Consider the following 20013-nt stretch of genomic DNA (forward strand, 5'->3'; position numbering starts at 1 on the left):
CAAAACATTATTGCTGTATAGGGATAATCCTTCATGTCTGATAACCGCTGGGAAGGCATCGACGAATTTGTAGCCGTGGCCGAGTGCAGCCAATTCACCGCCGCTGCCGAACGGCTCGGGGTTTCGTCTTCCCATATCAGTCGACAAATCGTACGGCTCGAAGAGCGTCTACAGACACGCCTGCTTTACCGCAGTACTCGCCGGGTCACACTGACCGAAGCCGGACAAACCTTTTTGCAGCATTGCCAGCGTTTGCAGGACGGACGCGAGGAAGCACTGCGGGCCGTCGGCGACCTGACCAGCGAGCCCAAGGGCATGCTGCGCATGACCTGCGCCGTGGCCTATGGCGAGCGGTTTATCGTGCCGCTGGTGACGCGGTTCATGGGGCTTTACCCGCAGTTGCGGGTCGACATCGAGCTGAGCAATCGCCCGCTGGACCTGGTGCATGAGAGCCTGGACTTGGCGATTCGCCTGGGTCGCTTGCAGGACTCTCGCCTGGTCGCCACGCGCCTGGCACCGCGGCGCATGTACTTGTGCGCCTCGCCCTCTTACCTGGAACACTACGGCCGGCCCCACAGCGTGTCGGAACTGAGCCGCCACAATTGCCTGATCGGCAGCTCCGATATTTGGCAACTGGAGCAGAACGGGCGGGAATTTTCCCAGCGAGTACAGGGAAACTGGCGTTGCAACAGTGGGCAAGCGGTGCTCGATGCGGCGCTGCAAGGGGTGGGGTTGTGTCAGTTGCCGGATTATTACGTGCTGGAGCATTTGCACAGTGGGGCGTTGATCTCGCTGCTGGAAGCCCATCAGCCGCCAAATACGGCGGTGTGGGCGTTGTATCCACAGCAGCGGCATCTGTCGCCGAAAGTGCGCAAGTTGGTGGATTACTTGAAGGAAGGGTTGGCTGAGCGGCCGGAATATCGGGGGTGACTGGGGTTCTTTGTTGCCTGGGCCGGCGTCATCGCGAGCAAGCTCGCTCCCACAGTGGACCGGTGTGAACACAGGTCCATCATTCGACGAAAACCCTGTGGGAGCGAGCTTGCTCGCGATAGCGCCAGCCCAGACGACGGTGATCTAACGAGAAAACAGATCCAGCTTAATGCCGATTCACCCACCGCTGGCGCAACCACTCCAGATCTTCCGGCCGAGTGACCTTGATGTTATCCGAACGCCCTTCGATCAAGCGGGGCGCCTGCCCGGCCCATTCCATGGCGGACGCTTCGTCGGTAATCACCGCATCCGCCACCAGGCTGTCGGCCAGGGCCCGGTGCAGAGCACCGAGGCGGAACATCTGCGGTGTATAGGCTTGCCAAATCACGCTGCGATCGACGGTTTCCAGCACGCGCCCCTGCTTGTCGGCGCGCTTGAGGGTGTCGCGCGCCGGGACCGCCAGCAGGCCGCCGACCGGGTCGTTCGCCAACTCGCTGAGCAGGGTGTCCAGGTCGGACCGGGCCAGGTTAGGCCGGGCCGCATCGTGTACCAGTACCCAATCGTGAACGTCGGCGCCCTGCCCGTGCAGATGCAGCAAGGCATTGAGCACTGAATCCGAACGTTGTTCGCCACCGTCGACACGTTGGATGCGTGTGTCGCTGGCGCAGGCCAAGGTCGGCCAGTAAGGATCATCGTGTGCAAGGCTGACCACCACACCCTTGACGGTGGGATGGTCGAGGAAACAGCCGAGGCTGTGTTCAAGAATTGTGCGCCCGCCCAGTTGCAGGTATTGCTTGGGACGGTCGGCGGCCATCCGGGCGCCAACGCCCGCGGCAGGAATCACGGCCCAGAAGGCCGGCAAACGCATACTCATTGGGCCAACTGGTAGAGGGTTTCGCCCTCCTTGACCATGCCCAGTTCATGTCGAGCCCGCTCTTCAACGGTCTCCATGCCTTTTTTCAACTCGGTCACTTCGGCGTCCATCACCCGATTACGCTCCAGCAGCGCCTCGTTTTCGGCGTGTTGGTCGGCAATTTGCTGAGTCAGGTCGGCCACTTGTGCCAGGCTGCCATTACCCACCCACAGGCGGTACTGCAGGCCGGCCAGCAACAGGAGCAAGACAAGAAACAACCAATTGGGACTGCGCATCGAATATCAGGTATCCAGTGAAAAAAGACCGCCATGCCAAACTTTGAAGCGTCTGATAGCACGAAGCCTGGAGAACCCAGGCTTGTGCTTGATAAGGCATCAGATTAGAGGCAAAACCGCCACCATGGCGACTTTTGCGACCCAACCCGCTGTCTTTTTACCATTTACCGCTTAACCGCGAAACTCGGCGCGACCGTTGTACTTGGCCTTGCCATTCAACTGCTCTTCGATACGCAGCAGTTGGTTGTACTTGGAAACGCGGTCGGAACGGCACAGCGAACCGGTCTTGATCTGGCCTGCCGCAGTGCCCACGGCCAGGTCGGCAATGGTCGAGTCTTCGGTTTCACCGGAGCGGTGGGAGATCACGGCAGTATAGCCGGCAGCCTTGGCCATCTGGATGGCTTCCAGGGTTTCGGTCAGGGTGCCGATCTGGTTGAACTTGATCAGGATCGAGTTGGCGATCTTCTTGTCGATGCCTTCTTTCAGGATCTTGGTGTTGGTCACGAACAGGTCGTCACCCACCAGCTGGGTTTTCTCGCCGATCTTGTCGGTGAGGATTTTCCAGCCCGCCCAGTCGGACTCGTCCAGGCCGTCTTCGATGGAGATAATTGGATAGCGTTCGGTCAGGCCCTTGAGGTAGTCGGCGAAACCTTCGGCGGTGAACACCTGGCCTTCGCCGGACAGGTTGTACTTGCCGTCTTCGTAGAATTCACTGGCGGCGCAGTCCAGGGCCAGGGTCACGTCGGTGCCCAGCTTGTAGCCAGCGTTGGCCACGGCTTCGGAGATCACTTTCAGCGCGTCTTCGTTGGACGCCAGGTTCGGTGCGAAACCGCCTTCGTCGCCAACCGCGGTGCTCAGGCCACGGGCCTTCAGCACAGCCTTGAGGTGATGGAAAATCTCGGTGCCCATGCGCAGGCCTTCGGAGAAGGTCTTGGCGCCAACCGGCTGCACCATGAATTCCTGGATGTCGACGTTGTTATCGGCATGCTCGCCGCCGTTGATGATGTTCATCATCGGCACCGGCATCGAGTAGACACCCGGGGTACCGTTGAGGTTGGCGATGTGCGCGTACAGCGGCAGGTCCTGGTCCTGGGCAGCGGCCTTGGCAGCGGCCAGGGACACGGCGAGGATTGCGTTGGCACCCAGGGTGGCTTTGTTTTCGGTACCGTCGAGCTTGATCATCGCGTGATCGAGGGCTTTCTGGTCGGCAGGATCCTTGCCCAGCAACAGTTCGCGGATCGGACCGTTGATGTTGGCGACGGCTTTGAGCACGCCCTTGCCCAGGTAACGGCTCTTGTCGCCATCACGCAGCTCCAGCGCTTCGCGCGAGCCAGTGGAAGCACCGGACGGCGCGCAGGCGCTGCCGATGATACCGTTGTCGAGAAGCACGTCCGCTTCAACAGTGGGGTTGCCACGGGAGTCGAGAACTTCACGACCTTTGATGTCGACGATTTTTGCCATTGTTGTAAACACTCCAAAGTTGACTAGAACGTTGCAGAAAACTTGCTCGCGCTCAGCTGCAATGCAGCCAAGCGCCTGGATGGGAGCGCTTCGCACTCCAGCGGGAGCAAGCTCCCTCGCCACAAAGAGCAAGGCTTGCCGACGATGAGCCCTGAAGGGCGTCATCGCAGGCCATGCTCCCACAAGAGCAGTGCGGCCAGCGGGCCAGAGCGATAATCGAGCGGTACTTTACCGGAGAAAACCGCGTTACGCGGTTTCTATCGTCGGAAAACCCTTGACCAGCTCATCCAGCGACTTGAGCTGAGACAGGAAAGGTTCCAGCTTGTTCAAGCGCAAGGCGCAAGGACCGTCGCACTTGGCGTTGTCCGGATCGGGGTGGGCCTCAAGGAACAGGCCGGCCAAGGACTGGCTCATGCCCGCCTTGGCCAGATCTGTGACCTGGGCGCGGCGACCGCCGGCGGAGTCGGAGCGACCACCGGGCATCTGCAAAGCGTGGGTCACGTCGAAGAACACCGGGTATTCGAACTGCTTCATGATGCCGAAGCCGAGCATGTCCACCACCAGGTTGTTGTAGCCGAAGCTCGAACCGCGCTCGCAGAGGATCAACTGGTCATTGCCGGCCTCTTCGCACTTGCTCAGGATGTGTTTCATTTCCTGGGGCGCGAGGAACTGGGCCTTCTTGATGTTGATCACCGCGCCGGTCTTGGCCATCGCGACTACCAGGTCGGTCTGGCGCGACAGGAAGGCCGGCAACTGGATGATGTCGCAGACCTCGGCGACGACCGCGGCCTGGGCAGGCTCGTGGACGTCGGTGATGATCGGCACGCCAAAGGCTTGCTTGATGTCCTGGAAGATCCGCATGCCTTCTTCCAGGCCCGGGCCACGGTAGGAAGTCACAGAGGAACGGTTGGCCTTGTCGAAGCTGGCCTTGAACACGTAAGGGATACCCAGTTTCTGGGTGACCTTCACATACTCCTCGCAAACCTGCATCGCCATGTCGCGGCTTTCCAGCACGTTCATGCCGCCAAACAGCACCATGGGTTTGTCGTTGGCAATCTCGATGTCGCCGACGCGGATGATCTTCTGGGCCATCGTCTTATGCCTTTTTCTGGTGTTGAGCCAAAGCGGCCTTCACAAAACCGCTGAACAACGGATGACCGTCCCTTGGCGTCGAGGTGAACTCGGGGTGGAACTGGCAGGCGACGAACCATGGATGATCCGGGGACTCGACCACTTCCACCAGCGCGCCGTCACCGGAACGACCGGAGATTTTCAGGCCGGCCTCGATCAGTTGCGGCAGCAGGTTGTTGTTCACTTCGTAGCGATGACGGTGACGCTCGACAATCACATCCTTGGCGTAGCAATCGTGCACCTTGGAGCCGGCTTCGAGCAGGCATTCCTGGGCGCCGAGACGCATGGTGCCGCCCAGGTCAGAGCTTTCGGTGCGCACTTCCACGGCGCCGGTGGCATCTTCCCACTCGGTGATCAAGCCCACGACCGGGTGACCGCTGGCGCGATCGAATTCGGTGGAGTTGGCGTCTTTCCAGCCCAGCACGTTACGGGCGAACTCGATGACCGCCACTTGCATGCCCAGGCAGATCCCCAGGTAAGGCACCTTGTTTTCGCGAGCGTATTGCACAGCGGTGATCTTGCCTTCCACGCCCCGCAGGCCGAAGCCGCCCGGCACGAGGATCGCATCGGCGCCTTCGAGCAGGCCGGTGCCCTGGTTCTCGATGTCTTCGGAATCGATGTAGCGCAGGTTGACCTTGGTGCGGTTGCTGATACCGGCGTGACTCATCGCCTCGATCAGCGACTTGTAGGCGTCCAGCAGTTCCATGTACTTACCGACCATGGCGATGGTGACTTCGTGTTCCGGATTGAGCTTGGCATCGACCACCGCTTCCCATTCGGACAGGTCGGCGCCGGCGCACTGCAGGCCGAAGCGCTCGACGACGAAATCGTCCAGGCCCTGGGAGTGCAGGATGCCCGGGATCTTGTAGATGGTGTCGGCGTCTTCCAGGCCGATGACCGCACGCTCTTCAACGTTGGTGAACTGGGCGATCTTGCGACGCGACGAGATGTCGATCGGATGATCGGAGCGGCAGATCAGCACGTCCGGCTGCAGGCCGATGGAACGCAGTTCCTTGACCGAGTGCTGGGTTGGCTTGGTCTTGGTTTCGCCGGCGGTGGCGATATATGGCACCAGCGTCAGGTGCATCAGCATCGCGCGCTTGGCGCCGATTTCGAAACGCAACTGGCGGATGGCTTCCAGGAACGGCTGGGACTCGATATCGCCCACGGTACCGCCGATTTCGACCATCGCCACGTCGGCATCGCCGGCACCCTTGATGATGCGGCGCTTGATTTCGTCGGTGATGTGCGGGATGACCTGTATGGTCGCGCCCAGGTAGTCACCACGACGCTCCTTGCGCAGCACGTGCTCGTAGACACGGCCGGTGGTGAAGTTGTTGTTCTGGGTCATGGTCGTGCGGATGAACCGCTCGTAGTGGCCCAGGTCCAGGTCGGTCTCGGCGCCGTCGTGGGTGACGAACACTTCACCGTGCTGGAACGGGCTCATGGTGCCCGGGTCGACGTTGATGTACGGGTCCAGCTTGAGCATGGTGACCTTAAGTCCCCGCGCCTCCAGGATGGCCGCCAATGAAGCCGAGGCAATGCCTTTCCCCAATGAAGAAACAACACCGCCCGTGACGAATATGTAGCGCGTCATGAAAAACCCTAGAAGTCTGCGTTAAAGCGGTCCGAGCCGCCGGGGAAAGCGAAGGAAGGCCGAAGCCCCCGATCACCTGCATTAATCACAGTGCACCTTTCAAAAAAACCGCCGCGTTGGGACAGACCGGAAGTGAAATCACCGGTACGTTGCTCGCTACACATTTTTTGGAATCGCCCAGCAAAGACTGCTTGGTAATCGGCAACTCCTGCAATTCAGGCGAATCCACAGAAGTTGTATCAAGAAGGGAGCGTAGTCTACCGGAAAGCCCCTTTCAGCTCAAACCCAGATCTTGGCTTCCTGGCGTCCAGATCAATTGCCAACTGCCATCAGCCTGTGCATCGAGCCCGGCCAGGTTAGCCACCGCCAGCAATTGCTCGCCTTGATAGAGCAGCGGCAATCGGCCGCGAACGAACGCCGGCACGGCCTTTTCATTGAGCAAGCGTTTGAGATCACGATGACCACGACCCGCTAACGCCAGCACCTCGCCGCCTTGACGATAGCGCACGCTGAGCGGCCCCGCAGGCGGCGTGCCGTTGAGCACCACCCGACCATTGTCCGGCAAGCGCAGCGCCAGCGCCGGATCCGCCCAGTCGACGGCGCCTGACGGCGAACATAGCCAGTGGTCGGATAACCACCAGACCCGCCCGGCGGCCCGGTGCAGCTCACCGCCGGCCAGGCGCCAGATTGGCCGGGCATCGTCGGCGGCATCGCGCAACGAGTCCCAGCCCGCCCAGTGATCGCTGTCGGGCAGCAGGGTCATCGGTGCCAACCAATGACTCAACGCGTTGCGCTGACGGGCCGGCGACAACGCCCGCAACGGCGCCAGCGCCAGGGATTGCAGCCCAAGCCAGTCGAATGCACCTGGGGACGCGGCCTGGGCCAAGTCGATCCGCGCCAAATCGTCCAGCAAACCTTGGGCTTCGGCCATGTGTCCAGCGCTGCGAGCCAGTGTCGCCGAGGCTTGCGGCCAGTGCTCGGTCAGCGCCGGAAAAATCCGCTGGCGCAGGTAGTTGCGTGCGTATCGGTGATCGTCGTTGGACGGGTCGTCGATCCAGCTCAATCCCTGTTGTGTCGCATAGGCCTCCAGCTCGGCACGGGACACATCGAGCAAGGGCCGCAGCAGATGCCCCCGGCCCAAAGGCCGTTGCCGTGGCATCGCTGCCAGCCCCCTTACCCCTGCCCCCCGCAGCAGGCGAAACAGCAAGGTTTCGGCCTGGTCATCACGATGTTGGGCGGTGAGCAGCACTTCGTTGTCATGGATGGCCGCCACGAAGGCGCCATAACGCGCCTCCCGGGCGGCACGCTCGACGCTGGCGCCGGGCTGGACTTGCACGCTCACCACTTCAAGCGGCACCCCAAGGGCCTTGCAGAACGAGCGGCAATGGTCCGGCCATGCCTCGGCCACAGCCTGCAGGCCATGATGGACGTGGATAGCGCTTAACGGTGGCAGGGTTTGGGTTTTGGAGAGAGACGCGAGCAGGTGCAACAGGACGGTGGAGTCGAGGCCACCGGAGAAGGCGATGCGCCAGGTGGCAGCGTTGCGCCAGGGGGATAACTGTGTGAGGAGCCGGGTTGGCAGGTCGATGCTTGTGTTCATGGGTATCAGCCTTGGCACAAATCAAATGTGGGAGCGGGCTTGCTCGCGAAGGCGGTGAATCAGTCAACACATGGGTTGAATGTTAAACCGCTTTCGCGAGCAAGCCCGCTCCCACACTGCCCCCCACAACTGCTGGAAGCTTGGTCAGATCAGAGACCGTAGCTCATCAACCGCTCATAGCGACGAGCCAGCAGCGCGTCGTTGTCGAACTTCTTGAGCATCGACAGCTGGGAACTCAGCTCGGCACGGATCAGTGCCGCCGCGGCAGCCGGGTCGCGGTGGGCGCCGCCCACGGGCTCGTTGATCACTTTGTCGACAATGCCCAGGCCTTTGAGACGCTCGGCGGTAATGCCCATGGCCTCGGCGGCATCCGGGGCCTTCTCGGCGGTTTTCCACAGGATCGAGGCGCAGCCTTCCGGCGAGATCACCGCATAGGTGGAATATTGCAGCATGTTCAACTGGTCGCAGACACCAATGGCCAACGCACCGCCGGAACCGCCTTCGCCAATCACGGTGGCGATGATCGGGGTTTTCAGGCGTGCCATGACGCGCAGGTTCCAGGCAATCGCTTCGCTCTGGTTGCGCTCTTCGGCGTCGATGCCCGGGTAGGCGCCCGGGGTGTCGATGAAGGTCAGGATCGGCATCTTGAAGCGCTCGGCCATTTCCATCAGGCGGCACGCCTTGCGGTAGCCTTCCGGACGCGGCATGCCGAAGTTGCGGCGCACCTTCTCGCGCACTTCGCGGCCTTTCTGGTGACCGATCACCATCACCGGCTGCTCGTCCAGGCGGGCAACCCCGCCAACGATCGCGGCGTCGTCGGAGAAGTGACGGTCGCCGTGCAGCTCATCGAATTCGGTAAAGATGTGCTCGATATAGTCCAGGGTGTAGGGACGACGCGGGTGCCGCGCCAGGCGGGCGATCTGCCAGCTGGTCAGCTTGCCGAAGATGTCTTCGGTCAGCGTGCGACTTTTGTCCTGCAGACGAGAGATTTCATCGCCGATATTCAGCGAATTGTCATTACCGACCAAGCGCAACTCTTCGATCTTGGCTTGCAGGTCGGCGATCGGCTGTTCGAAATCTAGAAAATTCGGGTTCATAGGCGTCCGTCTTGGGTCGACGTCCAAGAGAGCTTGGGCCGGCCGGTTGTCTATTCGCGCCTACCTTAAGGGAGAGGCGCGTTCAGGTCGAGATTAAAAATTCGGGTCGAGATCAGGGGTATTCCGGTTTCAACACTGGCCCCTGGCCGTCAACGGTATTGGAGGAAGACGTTGTCTTTGCCGAACTGGTCACGCAAGGCTTGAATCAACGCATCCGCCGGATCGATCCGCCAGCCTTCGCCGAACTGCAGCACGGCCTTGGCATCGGGGCGTACGTACTCCATGGTGATCGGGCAGGCACCGCGATGGCGCTTGAACAATTCGCCCAACCAGCGTAGCTGATCGCCCTTGAGGTCCTGGGTCTGCAACTTCAGGCGCAGGCTCTCGGCCAAGTTGGTACGGGCATCCTCCATGCTCATCACCCGCTTGACCCGCAGCCGCAGGCCACCGGAAAAGTCGTCGTTGCTGACCTCGCCTTCCACCACCACCATCGCATCGGTCTGCAACAGCGATTGCGCCGAGTGGAACGCATCGGCGAACAATGACGCCTCGATGCGCCCGGAGCGGTCGTCGAGGGTGATGAAGCCCATCTTGTCGCCCTTTTTGTTCTTCATCACCCGCAGGGCGATGATCATGCCGGCGACGGTCTGGGTGTCGCGCGCCGGCTTGAGGTCAATGATGCGCTGGCGGGCGAAGCGGCGGATCTCGCCTTCGTATTCGTCGATCGGGTGACCGGTGAGGTACAGGCCCAGGGTGTCTTTCTCACCCTTGAGGCGCTCCTTGAGGGTCAGCTCCTTGGCCTTGCGATGGTTGCCGTAGACATCGGCGTCTTCTTCGACGAACAACCCGCCAAACAGGTCGGCGTGACCACTGTCATGGGTACGGGCGGTCTGTTCGGCGGCCTTGATCGCTTCTTCCATCGCCGCCAGCAACACCGCGCGATTGCGGTCGATATTGGCCTGGTAGGCCTTGGGCTCATCCTGGAAGTAAGGCCCGAGCCGATCCAGGGCGCCACTGCGGATCAAACCATCGAGGGTGCGCTTGTTGATGCGCTTGAGGTCGACCCGGGCGCAGAAATCGAACAGGTCCTTGAACGGCCCGTCCTGGCGCGCTTCGGTGATGGCTTCCACCGGCCCCTCGCCCACGCCCTTGATCGCGCCCAGGCCATAGATGATGCGGCCCTCGTCGTTCACCGTGAACTTGAACTCCGAAGCGTTCACGTCCGGTGCGTCGAGGCGCAGCTTCATGGTCCGCACTTCTTCGATCAAGGTCACGACCTTGTCGGTGTTGTGCATATCCGCCGACAGTACCGCGGCCATGAATGGCGCCGGGTAATGCGCCTTCAGCCACGCGGTCTGGTACGACACCAGGCCATAGGCAGCGGAGTGGGATTTGTTGAAGCCGTAGCCGGCGAACTTTTCCACCAGGTCGAAAATGTTACCGGCCAGGTCAGGGTCGATGCCGTTGGTCGCGCAACCCTCAATGAAACCGCCGCGCTGCTTGGCCATTTCCTCGGGTTTTTTCTTACCCATGGCCCGACGCAGCATGTCCGCGCCGCCAAGGGTATAACCGGCCATGACCTGGGCAATCTGCATCACCTGTTCCTGGTACAGGATGATGCCGTAGGTCGGTGCCAGCACCGGCTTCAAGCCTTCGTACTGATAATCCGAATGCGGGTATGCCAGCTCGGCGCGGCCGTGCTTACGGTTGATGAAGTCATCCACCATGCCCGATTGCAACGGCCCCGGACGGAACAGGGCCACCAGTGCGATGAGGTCTTCCAGGCAGTCGGGCTTGAGCTTCTTGATCAGCTCCTTCATGCCCCGGGATTCAAGCTGGAACACCGCCGTGGTTTCGGCTTTTTGCAGCAGGCTGTAGGTCGGCTTGTCATCCAGCGGGATGAAGGCAATGTCCAGCGGTTCTTCGCCGACCTTGGCCCGGTCGCGGTTGATGGTTTTCAGCGCCCAGTCGATGATCGTCAGGGTCCGCAGGCCGAGGAAGTCGAACTTCACCAGGCCCGCCGCCTCGACGTCATCCTTGTCGAACTGGGTGACCAGGCCGTCGCCTTCTTCATCGCAATAGATCGGCGAGAAGTCGGTCAACTTGGTCGGCGCGATCACCACGCCCCCGGCGTGCTTGCCGACGTTACGCACCACGCCTTCGAGCTTGCGAGCCATCTCCCAGATTTCCGCAGCTTCCTCGTCGACCTTGATGAAGTCCCGCAGGATTTCTTCCTGCTCGTAGGCCTTCTCCAGGGTCATGCCGACTTCGAACGGAATCATCTTCGACAGGCGATCCGCCAGACCGTAGGACTTGCCCTGCACCCGCGCCACGTCGCGCACCACAGCCTTGGCGGCCATGGAACCAAAGGTGATGATCTGGCTCACCGCGTTGCGGCCGTATTTCTCGGCCACGTAGTCGATGACCCGGTCGCGGCCATCCATGCAGAAGTCGACGTCGAAGTCGGGCATGGAAACCCGTTCCGGGTTGAGGAAACGTTCGAACAGCAGGTCATATTCCAACGGGTCGAGGTCGGTGATCTTCTGCACGTAGGCCACCAGCGACCCGGCACCCGATCCACGGCCTGGGCCCACCGGCACGCCGTTGTTCTTGGCCCACTGGATGAAGTCCATCACGATCAGGAAGTAACCGGGGAATCCCATCTGGATGATGATATCCAGTTCGAAATTCAACCGATCGACATAGACCTGGCGCTTGGCTTCGTAATCTTCGGTGGTGTCCTTGGGCAGCAAAACGCGGAGGCGTTCCTCAAGGCCGTCGAAGGAAACCTTGCGGAAGTACTCGTCGATGGTCATGCCATCGGGAATCGGGAAGTTGGGCAGGAAGTGCTTGCCCAGCTTCACTTCGATGTTGCAGCGCTTGGCGATCTCGACGGTGTTTTCCAGCGCCTCAGGCAGGTCGCTGAACAACTCGGCCATTTCCTCGGCGCTCTTGAGGTATTGCTGGTTGCTGTAGTTTTTCGACCGCCGCGGATCGTCGAGGGCCCGACCCTCACCGATGCAAACCCGTGTTTCGTGGGCTTCAAAGTCTTCCTGCTTGATAAAGCGCACATCGTTGGTCGCCACCAGCGGCGCGCCAATCTTGTCGGCCAGGGCCACGGCGGCGTGCAAGTGTTCTTCGTCGTTGGGACGGTTGGTGCGCTGCACTTCGATGTAGAAGCGCTCCGGGAACACCGCCATCCAGTCACGGGCCAGGGTCTCGGCTTCATCGGGGTTGCCGCTGAGCAGGGCCAGGCCGATCTCACCTTCCTTGGCCGCCGACAGCATGATCAGCCCTTCGCTGGCCTCGGCCACCCACTCGCGCTCGATGATGATCGAGCCGTTGCGCTGGCCATCGATGAAGCCGCGAGAGATCAGCTCGGTGAGGTTGCGATAACCCTGGGCGTTCATCACCAGCAGGCTGATACGGCTCAGCGGTGCGTCGGGGTCCTTGTTCGACAGCCACAGGTCGGCGCCGCAGATCGGCTTGATCCCGGCGCCCATGGCGGCCTTGTAGAACTTGACCAGCGAACACATGTTGTTCTGGTCGGTGACCGCCACGGCAGGCATGTTCATGCCCACCAGGGTCTTGACCAGGGGCTTGATCCGCACCAGACCGTCGACCAGGGAGTATTCAGTGTGCAGGCGTAGATGAACGAATGAAGCCGGCATAGTGATCCTGCGTTAAGTCATGAAAACAACAAGGCCCGGATTGTACCGGGCCTTGGGTAAAACATCAGCCATGAGCATCTTGCCAGGCAAACATACGCACTACTTTTGTGGCGAGGGGATTTATCCCCGCTGGGCTGCGAAGCGGCCCTTGGATCTTAAGAGCTCGTTGTGTCAGGCAGACTTTTCGGGCCGCTTCGCGCCCCAGCGGGGATAAATCCCCTCGCCACAAACAGCCTGCATCAAGAAACCGTAATCTGACTACTCACCAGCAAGCCATCACGCGCTTCATAAGCCAGCCGCACCGGGGCGAACGAACGCCTGTGGATCGGCGTTGGCCCAAGGCGCGCCAGGGCTTCGAGGTGCACGGGGGTCGGGTAGCCCTTGTGGCTGCCGATGCCGTAGCCCGGGTAGATCAACTCGAAGGCGCTCATTTCCCGGTCACGGCTGACCTTCGCCAGGATCGAGGCCGCCGCGATGGCCGGCACCTTGCCGTCGCCCTGGATGACCGCTTCGGCGCGCATCGACAGTTTCGGGCAGCGATTGCCATCGATCATCGCCAGCTTCGGCGTGATGTGCAGGCCCTGCACCGCACGCTGCATGGCGAGCATGGTGGCGTGCAGGATATTGAGTTCATCGATCTCTTCGACTTCGGCCCGAGCGATGCACCAGCTCAGGGCTTTCTCGCAGATTTCGTCGTAGAGCTTTTCGCGACGGGCTTCAGTGAGCTTCTTCGAATCATTGAGGCCCAGGATCGGCCGGTTCGGGTCGAGAATCACCGCCGCCGTCACCACCGCGCCGCACAACGGGCCGCGCCCCACTTCATCGACACCGGCCACCAGGTCTTCCACTTCAGCGACCAGGTTGAAGTCCAGGCCCATCTGTAGCTTTACGTTGCTCATGGTTTTGCGCCAATCAGGGTCAGCACCGCGTCAGCCGCCTGGTTGGAGGCATCGCGACGCAGCGTACGGTGGATTTCGTCAAAGCCCCGGGTCTGCTCCTCGCCGCCGTCGATCAAGGGCGACAGCGTGTTGGCCAGCGCCTCGGCGGTGGCGTCGTCCTGCAGCAACTCTGGGACCAACAGGCGCTGGGCCAACAGGTTCGGCAAGGACACGTAGGGGCTCTTGACCATGCGCTTGAGAATCCAGAACGTCAGCGGCGCCAGGCGATAGGCGACCACCATCGGGCGTTTGTACAACAACGCCTCAAGGGTAGCAGTGCCGGAAGCAATCAACACGGCATCACAGGCCGCCAACGCGTCATGGGAACGGCCATCGAGCAACGTCACCGGCAAATCGCGACCAACCAGCAGGGCTTCCAACTGGATACGGCGCTGCGGGCTGGCACAGGGCAGGACAAAACGTACACCGGGGCGTAGCGCTCGCAGGCGCTGCGCGGCGTCAAAAAACAGACCGCCCAGGCGACTCACTTCGCCGCCCCGGCTACCGGGCATCAAGGCCACCAGCGGCCCATCGGGCAAGCCCAGCGCCTGGCGAGCCGCCTGGCGGTCGGCTTCCAGGGGAATGGTATCGGCCAGGGTGTGCCCGACAAACCGCACCGGCACGCCCTTCTCTTCGTAGAACCTGGCCTCGAACGGCAGCAGCGTCAACATCAGGTCGCAGCCTTCGCGGATCTTCAGCACCCGCTTCTGCCGCCAGGCCCAGACCGACGGGCTGACGTAGTGCACGGTCTTGATCCCGGCCTGACGCAACTTGAGTTCGATATTGAGGGTGAAATCCGGCGCATCGATGCCGATGAACACATCCGGTTTTTCTTCGATCAGGGTCTGGATCAGCTTCTTGCGCCGGGCCAGCAGCTCGCGCAGGCGACCGAGCACCTCCACCAGGCCCATCACCGACAGGCGCTCCATCGGAAAGTAGGAGGTCAGGCCTTCGGCCTGCATCAACGGCCCACCGACCCCGATGAATTCCACCGCGGGGTGCTGCGCCTTGAGCGCTCGCATCAGGCCCGCGCCCAGAATGTCACCGGAAGCCTCTCCCGCCACCAGTGCAACGCGCACGTTAGCCATGGTCAGCGAGTGATGCCGCGGGTCGAAGACTGGATGGAATCGCGGAAGATCGCGACTTCCGGGTGTTGCGCCGACGCTTCGGCCAGTTCGGCGAGCGCCTGCTCGACCGTCAGGCCCTGGCGGTATACCACCTTGTAGGCGCGACGCAGGGCCGTAATCGCCTCTTCGCTGAAACCACGACGGCGCATGCCTTCGAAGTTCATGCTGCGGGCTTCGGCCGGGTTGCCGAACACCGTGACATAGGCCGGGACGTCCTTGCCGATGGCGGTGCCCATGCCGGAGAAGCTATGGGCGCCGATATGGCAATACTGGTGCACCAGGGTGAACCCGGACAGGATCGCCCAATCGTCCACGTGCACATGGCCGGCCAACGCGGTGTTGTTGACCAGGATGCAATGGTTGCCAATCACACTGTCATGGCCGATGTGTGCGTAAGCCATGATCAGGTTGTGGTCGCCCAGGGTCGTTTCGGAACGATCCTGGACGGTGCCACGGTGAATCGTCACGCCTTCGCGGATCACGTTGTGATCGCCAATGACCAGACGGGTTTCTTCACCTTTGTACTTGAGATCGGGCGTGTCCTCGCCTACCGAAGAAAACTGGTAGATGCGATTGTGCCGCCCAATCCGGGTCGGCCCCTTGAGAATTACGTGGGGACCGATCACCGTACCCTCGCCGATTTCCACACCTGCGCCGACAATCGACCACGGGCCGACCTCGACATCGGCGGCCAGGACGGCCGCCGGATCGATGATTGCGCGAGGGTCAATCAAACTCATAGTTTGCGTTCCGCACAGATGATTTCAGCGGAGCAGACTGGCTTGCCGTCGACCGAAGCCTGGCATTCGAACTTCCAGATCTGGCGCTTGCAACTGATGAACTTGGCTTCGAGGATCAACTGGTCGCCCGGGGTGACCGGCTGGCGGAAGCGCAGTTTGTCGGAACCGACGAAGTAATAGAGCGTGCCGTCGGCAGGCTTTACGTCGAGCATTTTGAAACCAAGGATCCCGGCAGCCTGGGCCATCGCCTCAATGATCAATACGCCCGGCATGATTGGATGCGCGGGGAAGTGACCATTGAAGAACGGCTCATTGATGCTGACATTCTTATAGGCACGAATGCGCTTGCCTTCAACGTCCAGGTCCACCACCCGATCCACCAGCAGGAACGGGTAACGGTGAGGCAGGTATTCGCGAATCTCGTTGATGTCCATCATTTCGGGGGGAAGCCTATGTAAAGATTGGGAGCGCACGAGTGACGCGCACTCCGCTAGCAAATCAAGATGCCCTAACGGCTGTGCACACTTGATATGGAAATGGTATCAGCCATCTGATGAAGCATTACCGCCAGGGGTCACGTCCCCTACACGCTTTTCCACCTGCTTGAGGCGCCGCGCGATGTCGTCGAGCTGGCGGATACGCGCCGCGCTCTTGCGCCATTCGGCTGCCGGCTGCATGGCTGTGCCGGAAGAATAGGCACCCGGCTCGGTAATCGAGTGGGTCACCATGGTCATCCCGGTCAGGAATACGTTGTCACAGATATCGATATGCCCCACCAGCCCCACACCACCGGCGAGCATGCAGTGCTTGCCGATCTTGGTGCTGCCGGAGATGCCCACGCAGGCGGCCATCGCAGTGTGGTCACCGACCTGGACGTTGTGGGCGATCTGGATCTGGTTGTCGAGCTTGACGCCATTGCCGATGACCGTATCGGCCAGGGCACCACGGTCGATCGCGGTGTTGACGCCAATCTCCACGTCATCGCCAATGGTGACACCGCCAATCTGGGCGATTTTCTGCCAGATGCCTTTTTCGTTGGCAAAACCGAACCCTTCGCCGCCCAGCACCGCGCCGGACTGGATCACCACCCGCTTGCCGATGCGTACATCGTGATACAGGGTGACGCGAGGCGCCAACCAGCCGCCTTCACCGATCTCGCTGCGCGCGCCAATGACGCAATGGGCGCCCAACGTGACGCCGGCACCGATTCGGGCCGCGCCTTCGATGACCACGAACGGGCCAACGCTGGCGGTAGGGTCAACCACGGCATCCGCCGCGATCACTGCGCTGGGATGAATACCAGCGACCGATTTCGGCTTGGGATCGAACAGATGGGAAATGCGGGCATACGCCAGGTACGGATCGGGCACGATCAGGGCATCGCCGGCAAACCCATCGGCATCAGCGGCCTTGAGCAACAGCGCGGCGGCCCGGCTGTCGGCCAGGTACTTGCGGTATTGAGGGTTTGCCAGAAAGCTCAACTGAGCTGGGCCAGCCTCTTGCAAAGTGGCTAGCCCAGTAATTGCCTTCTCCGGGTCGCCACGCAGGGTGGCGCCAAGGAACTCGGCCAACTGGCCGAGCTTGATAGTCGCTGTCATGGATTACTTCAGCTGATTCATGCGCTCGATCACTTGGCGCGTGATGTCGTACTGAGGCTTGACATCGATCACTGCGCCACGCTCGAACACCAGGTCAAAACCACCTTTCTTGATGACTTCTTCCACGGCGCTGTCGAGCTTCGGCTTGAGTTGCTTGAGCATTTCACGGTCGGCAACGGCTTTTGCTTCGTTCAACTCCTTGGACTGGAACTGGAAGTCACGGGCCTTTTGCTTGAATTCAAGCTCCAGACGCTCGCGCTCGCCCTGGGCCATCTTGTCGCCACCGGCGACCAGTCGATCCTGGATGCCCTTGGCGCTGCTTTCCAGGCCCTTGAGCTTGGTCAGTTGCGGGCCGAATTTCTTCTCCGCATCCACGGCGTATTTCTTCGCCGCGTCGGATTCCAGCAGGGCCATCTGATAATTCAGTACGGCAATCTTCATGTCGGCAAAAGCCGGACCTGCGACCAGTACGGTCGCCAGGAGAACCAATTGAGTCAACTTACGCACGATGTACTCCTACAAAATCCATTGTCGTTATCTTGGGTCAGACGCTTAGAACGTCTGGCCGAGGGAGAATTGGAACACTTGGGTTTCAGCGTCATCCGGTTTCTTGATCGGCATCGCCAACGCGAAGCTCAAAGGACCCAGCGCGGTGACCCAGGTCACGCCCACACCCACGGAACTGGCCAGGTTGCTCAGACTGATGTCGTTACATTCGGCTTTGGACGAAGAGCCGTTGGTATTCTTGGCGTTATCGCAACTGGAGTCGAATACGTTACCCACGTCCCAGAATACCGAAGTACGCAGGGAGCGTTGATCCTTGACGAACGGCATTGGAAACAACACCTCGACACCACCTTGTATCAGGACATTACCACCGAATGGCAGTGGATCCTGGTCCGGGTCCGCCAATGTGCCTTTGTTACCCGTGACAGATTCACCACGGCTTGGCGTACTGCGCGGGCCCAAGGTACTGTCCTTGAAACCACGCACCGAGTTGAAACCACCGGCGTAGTAGTTCTCGTAGAACGGCAGGCCATCGGTCGAGCCGTAGCCATCACCAAAGCCCAGTTCGGTATGCAGGCGCATGGTGTAGTTGTCAGTCAGCGGCTGGAACAGCTGGCCGCGGTAGTCGAGCTTGAAGAACGAGAGGTCACTGCCAGGGGTAGTCGTTTCCAATACCAGGCTCTGGGAATGGCCACGAGTTGCCAACACACCCTTGTTCAAGGTCGACTCGGACCAACCGGCAGAGGCCTTGAAGTTCAGGTACTTATCGCCTTCCTTCTCGACGAAATCGAAGATCTCATCAACGGTATAGCGGCCAGTGCTGATTTCGTCCTGCTGGGCGGTGAGACCGAATGTGAGTCGCGAAGTCTCGCTGATTGGATAACCCACGTTGACGCCAGCACCCAAGCTGTCTACTGCATAGCTGGAGACATCGGAATCGAGCTCGTCATAGTCGGTGGTGCGGTAGAAGGCGTTGTAGCCCAGGCTCACACCGTCCGCGGTCCAGTAGGGGTCCACGAAGCCGAAGTTGTAGCGTGTCTGGTATTCGCTGCGGGTCAAGCCGATGCTGACCTTGTTACCGGTACCCAGGAAGTTGTTCTGGGTGATCGAACCACCGAGGATCAGGCCGGCGCTCTGGGCGAAACCGACGCTGGCGGTGATCGAGCCGGAAGCCTGCTCTTCGACGCTGTAGTTCACATCGACCTGGTCATCGACGCCCGGCACGGCCGGTGTCTCGACGTTGACTTCCTTGAAGAAGCCCAGGCGCTCCAGGCGGGTCTTGGACTGGTCGATCAGGTAGGTCGACGCCCAGCCACCTTCCATCTGACGCATTTCACGGCGCAGCACTTCGTCCTCGGACTTGGTGTTGCCACGGAAGTTGATGCGGTTGACGTAGGCACGCTTGCCCGGGTCCACGGCGAAAGTGATGTCGACGGTGTGGTCTTCATCATGCGGCTGCGGCACGCCGTTGACGTTGGCGAAGGTGTAACCCTCGTTACCCAGGCGACGGGTGATCAGCTCGGACGTGGTGGTCATCAGCTTGCGCGAGAACACCTGGCCCTTCTGTACCAGCAGCAGCGACTTGACCTGGTCCTCAGGGACCTTCAGGTCACCGCTGAGCTTGACGTCACGAACGGTGTACTTCTCGCCTTCGTTGACGTTCACAGTAATGTAGACGTGCTTCTTGTCCGGGGTGATGGACACCTGGGTCGAAGCGATGTCCATGTTGATGTAGCCACGGTCCAGGTAGTAGGAACGCAGGCGCTCCAAGTCACCGGAAAGTTTTTCACGGGCGTACTTGTCGTCGTTCTTGAAGAACGACAGCCAGTTGGTGGTCTTGAGTTCGAACAGGTCGATCAGGTCTTCGTCAGGGAAAACCGTGTTGCCCACCACGTTGATGTGCTGGATGGCCGCCACGGTACCTTCGTTGATGTTGACCTTCAGGCCGACGCGGTTGCGCGGCTGCGGCACCACTTCGGTGTCGACGGTGGCCGAGTAGCGGCCCTGGGCAACGTACTGGCGCTGCAGCTCGTTACGCACACCTTCGAGAGTGGCGCGCTGGAAGATCTCGCCTTCGGCCAGGCCGGATTGCTTGAGGCCCTTCATCAGGTCTTCAGTGGAGATCGCCTTGTTGCCTTCGATCTCGATACTGGCGACCGACGGGCGCTCGACTACCGTGATGACCAGGACATTGCCGTCACGGCCCAGCTGGATATCTTGAAAGAAGCCGGTCTTGAACAGCGCACGCGTGGATTCCACCAGGCGCCGATCATCCGCCTGCTCGCCGACGTTCAACGGCAAGGCACCAAAGACGCTACCCGCGGAGACCCGCTGGAGGCCATTGACGCGAATATCAGAGATAGTGAAGGACTCGGCGTGAACTTCGGCGATCATCAATACGGTGAGAACCGCAGTTAGCAGCAGACGTTTCATGAAGTCCTTTCTTATTCCAACTGGCAATAAACAA

General features: G+C 60.8%; 16 protein-coding genes. 1 reads left to right on the plus strand and 15 read right to left on the minus strand.

Going from position 1 to position 20013, the window contains the following annotated elements; all coding sequences use genetic code 11:
• The first annotated feature begins 33 nt into the window (after positions 1–33).
• Positions 34–930 (plus strand): LysR substrate-binding domain-containing protein, encoded by an 897-nt coding sequence (locus AB4N80_RS28435; protein WP_305469940.1) that lies wholly within the window; start codon positions 34–36, stop codon positions 928–930.
• Between the two features lie 166 nt (positions 931–1096).
• Here AB4N80_RS28435 and ispD read toward each other — a convergent pair whose 3' ends face one another.
• The 15 genes from ispD to bamA form a co-directional block, all read right to left on the minus strand.
• Positions 1097–1804 carry a 2-C-methyl-D-erythritol 4-phosphate cytidylyltransferase gene (gene ispD, locus AB4N80_RS28440; protein WP_122565455.1) on the minus strand — a complete coding sequence of 236 codons (708 nt, stop codon included), beginning with the start codon at positions 1802–1804 and terminating at the stop codon, positions 1097–1099.
• On the minus strand, positions 1801–2079 hold the full coding sequence (gene ftsB / locus AB4N80_RS28445; protein ID WP_003184873.1) for a cell division protein FtsB: 279 nt from the start codon (positions 2077–2079) through the stop codon (positions 1801–1803). The genes ispD and ftsB overlap by 4 nt, the downstream gene beginning before the upstream one ends.
• Positions 2080–2250: 171 nt before the next feature.
• A complete protein-coding gene (gene eno / locus AB4N80_RS28450; RefSeq protein WP_013692387.1) occupies positions 2251–3540 on the minus strand; it encodes a phosphopyruvate hydratase in 1290 nt (429 codons plus the stop codon).
• 246 nt (positions 3541–3786) lie between these two features.
• Positions 3787–4632 (minus strand): 3-deoxy-8-phosphooctulonate synthase, encoded by an 846-nt coding sequence (kdsA, locus tag AB4N80_RS28455; RefSeq protein WP_122565457.1) that lies wholly within the window; start codon positions 4630–4632, stop codon positions 3787–3789.
• A 4-nt stretch (positions 4633–4636) separates the two neighbouring features.
• Complete coding sequence (locus tag AB4N80_RS28460) at positions 4637–6268, minus strand: CTP synthase (protein ID WP_122565459.1); 1632 nt, start codon at positions 6266–6268, stop codon at positions 4637–4639.
• Positions 6269–6542: 274 nt separating this feature from the next.
• Positions 6543–7868 (minus strand): tRNA lysidine(34) synthetase TilS, encoded by a 1326-nt coding sequence (gene tilS, locus AB4N80_RS28465; protein ID WP_460090341.1) that lies wholly within the window; start codon positions 7866–7868, stop codon positions 6543–6545.
• 149 nt (positions 7869–8017) lie between these two features.
• Positions 8018–8965 (minus strand): acetyl-CoA carboxylase carboxyltransferase subunit alpha, encoded by a 948-nt coding sequence (locus tag AB4N80_RS28470; protein WP_092330636.1) that lies wholly within the window; start codon positions 8963–8965, stop codon positions 8018–8020.
• Positions 8966–9114: 149 nt separating this feature from the next.
• On the minus strand, positions 9115–12636 hold the full coding sequence (gene dnaE, locus AB4N80_RS28475; protein WP_122565462.1) for a DNA polymerase III subunit alpha: 3522 nt from the start codon (positions 12634–12636) through the stop codon (positions 9115–9117).
• A 239-nt stretch (positions 12637–12875) separates the two neighbouring features.
• The gene (gene rnhB / locus AB4N80_RS28480; protein WP_122565464.1) at positions 12876–13535 is read right to left on the minus strand and encodes a ribonuclease HII; all 660 of its coding nucleotides are present in this window, start codon (positions 13533–13535) and stop codon (positions 12876–12878) included.
• Positions 13532–14662, minus strand: coding sequence for a lipid-A-disaccharide synthase (gene lpxB / locus AB4N80_RS28485; RefSeq protein WP_122565465.1), 1131 nt, complete (start codon positions 14660–14662; stop codon positions 13532–13534). The genes rnhB and lpxB overlap by 4 nt, the downstream gene beginning before the upstream one ends.
• 2 nt (positions 14663–14664) lie before the next feature.
• Positions 14665–15441 carry an acyl-ACP--UDP-N-acetylglucosamine O-acyltransferase gene (lpxA, locus tag AB4N80_RS28490; protein WP_122565466.1) on the minus strand — a complete coding sequence of 259 codons (777 nt, stop codon included), beginning with the start codon at positions 15439–15441 and terminating at the stop codon, positions 14665–14667.
• On the minus strand, positions 15438–15878 hold the full coding sequence (gene fabZ, locus AB4N80_RS28495; RefSeq protein WP_003184897.1) for a 3-hydroxyacyl-ACP dehydratase FabZ: 441 nt from the start codon (positions 15876–15878) through the stop codon (positions 15438–15440). Before fabZ ends, lpxA begins: the two co-directional genes overlap by 4 nt.
• A 105-nt stretch (positions 15879–15983) precedes the next feature.
• On the minus strand, positions 15984–17039 hold the full coding sequence (lpxD, locus tag AB4N80_RS28500; RefSeq protein WP_305491780.1) for a UDP-3-O-(3-hydroxymyristoyl)glucosamine N-acyltransferase: 1056 nt from the start codon (positions 17037–17039) through the stop codon (positions 15984–15986).
• A gap of 3 nt (positions 17040–17042) precedes the next feature.
• Positions 17043–17546, minus strand: a complete 504-nt coding sequence (locus AB4N80_RS28505) for an OmpH/Skp family outer membrane protein (RefSeq protein WP_003184901.1) — start codon at positions 17544–17546, stop codon at positions 17043–17045.
• A gap of 45 nt (positions 17547–17591) precedes the next feature.
• Positions 17592–19979 carry an outer membrane protein assembly factor BamA gene (bamA, locus tag AB4N80_RS28510; RefSeq protein WP_122565468.1) on the minus strand — a complete coding sequence of 796 codons (2388 nt, stop codon included), beginning with the start codon at positions 19977–19979 and terminating at the stop codon, positions 17592–17594.
• Between the last annotated feature and the right edge of the window lie 34 nt (positions 19980–20013).

Source organism: Pseudomonas sp. H3_A02, from assembly GCF_054671965.1.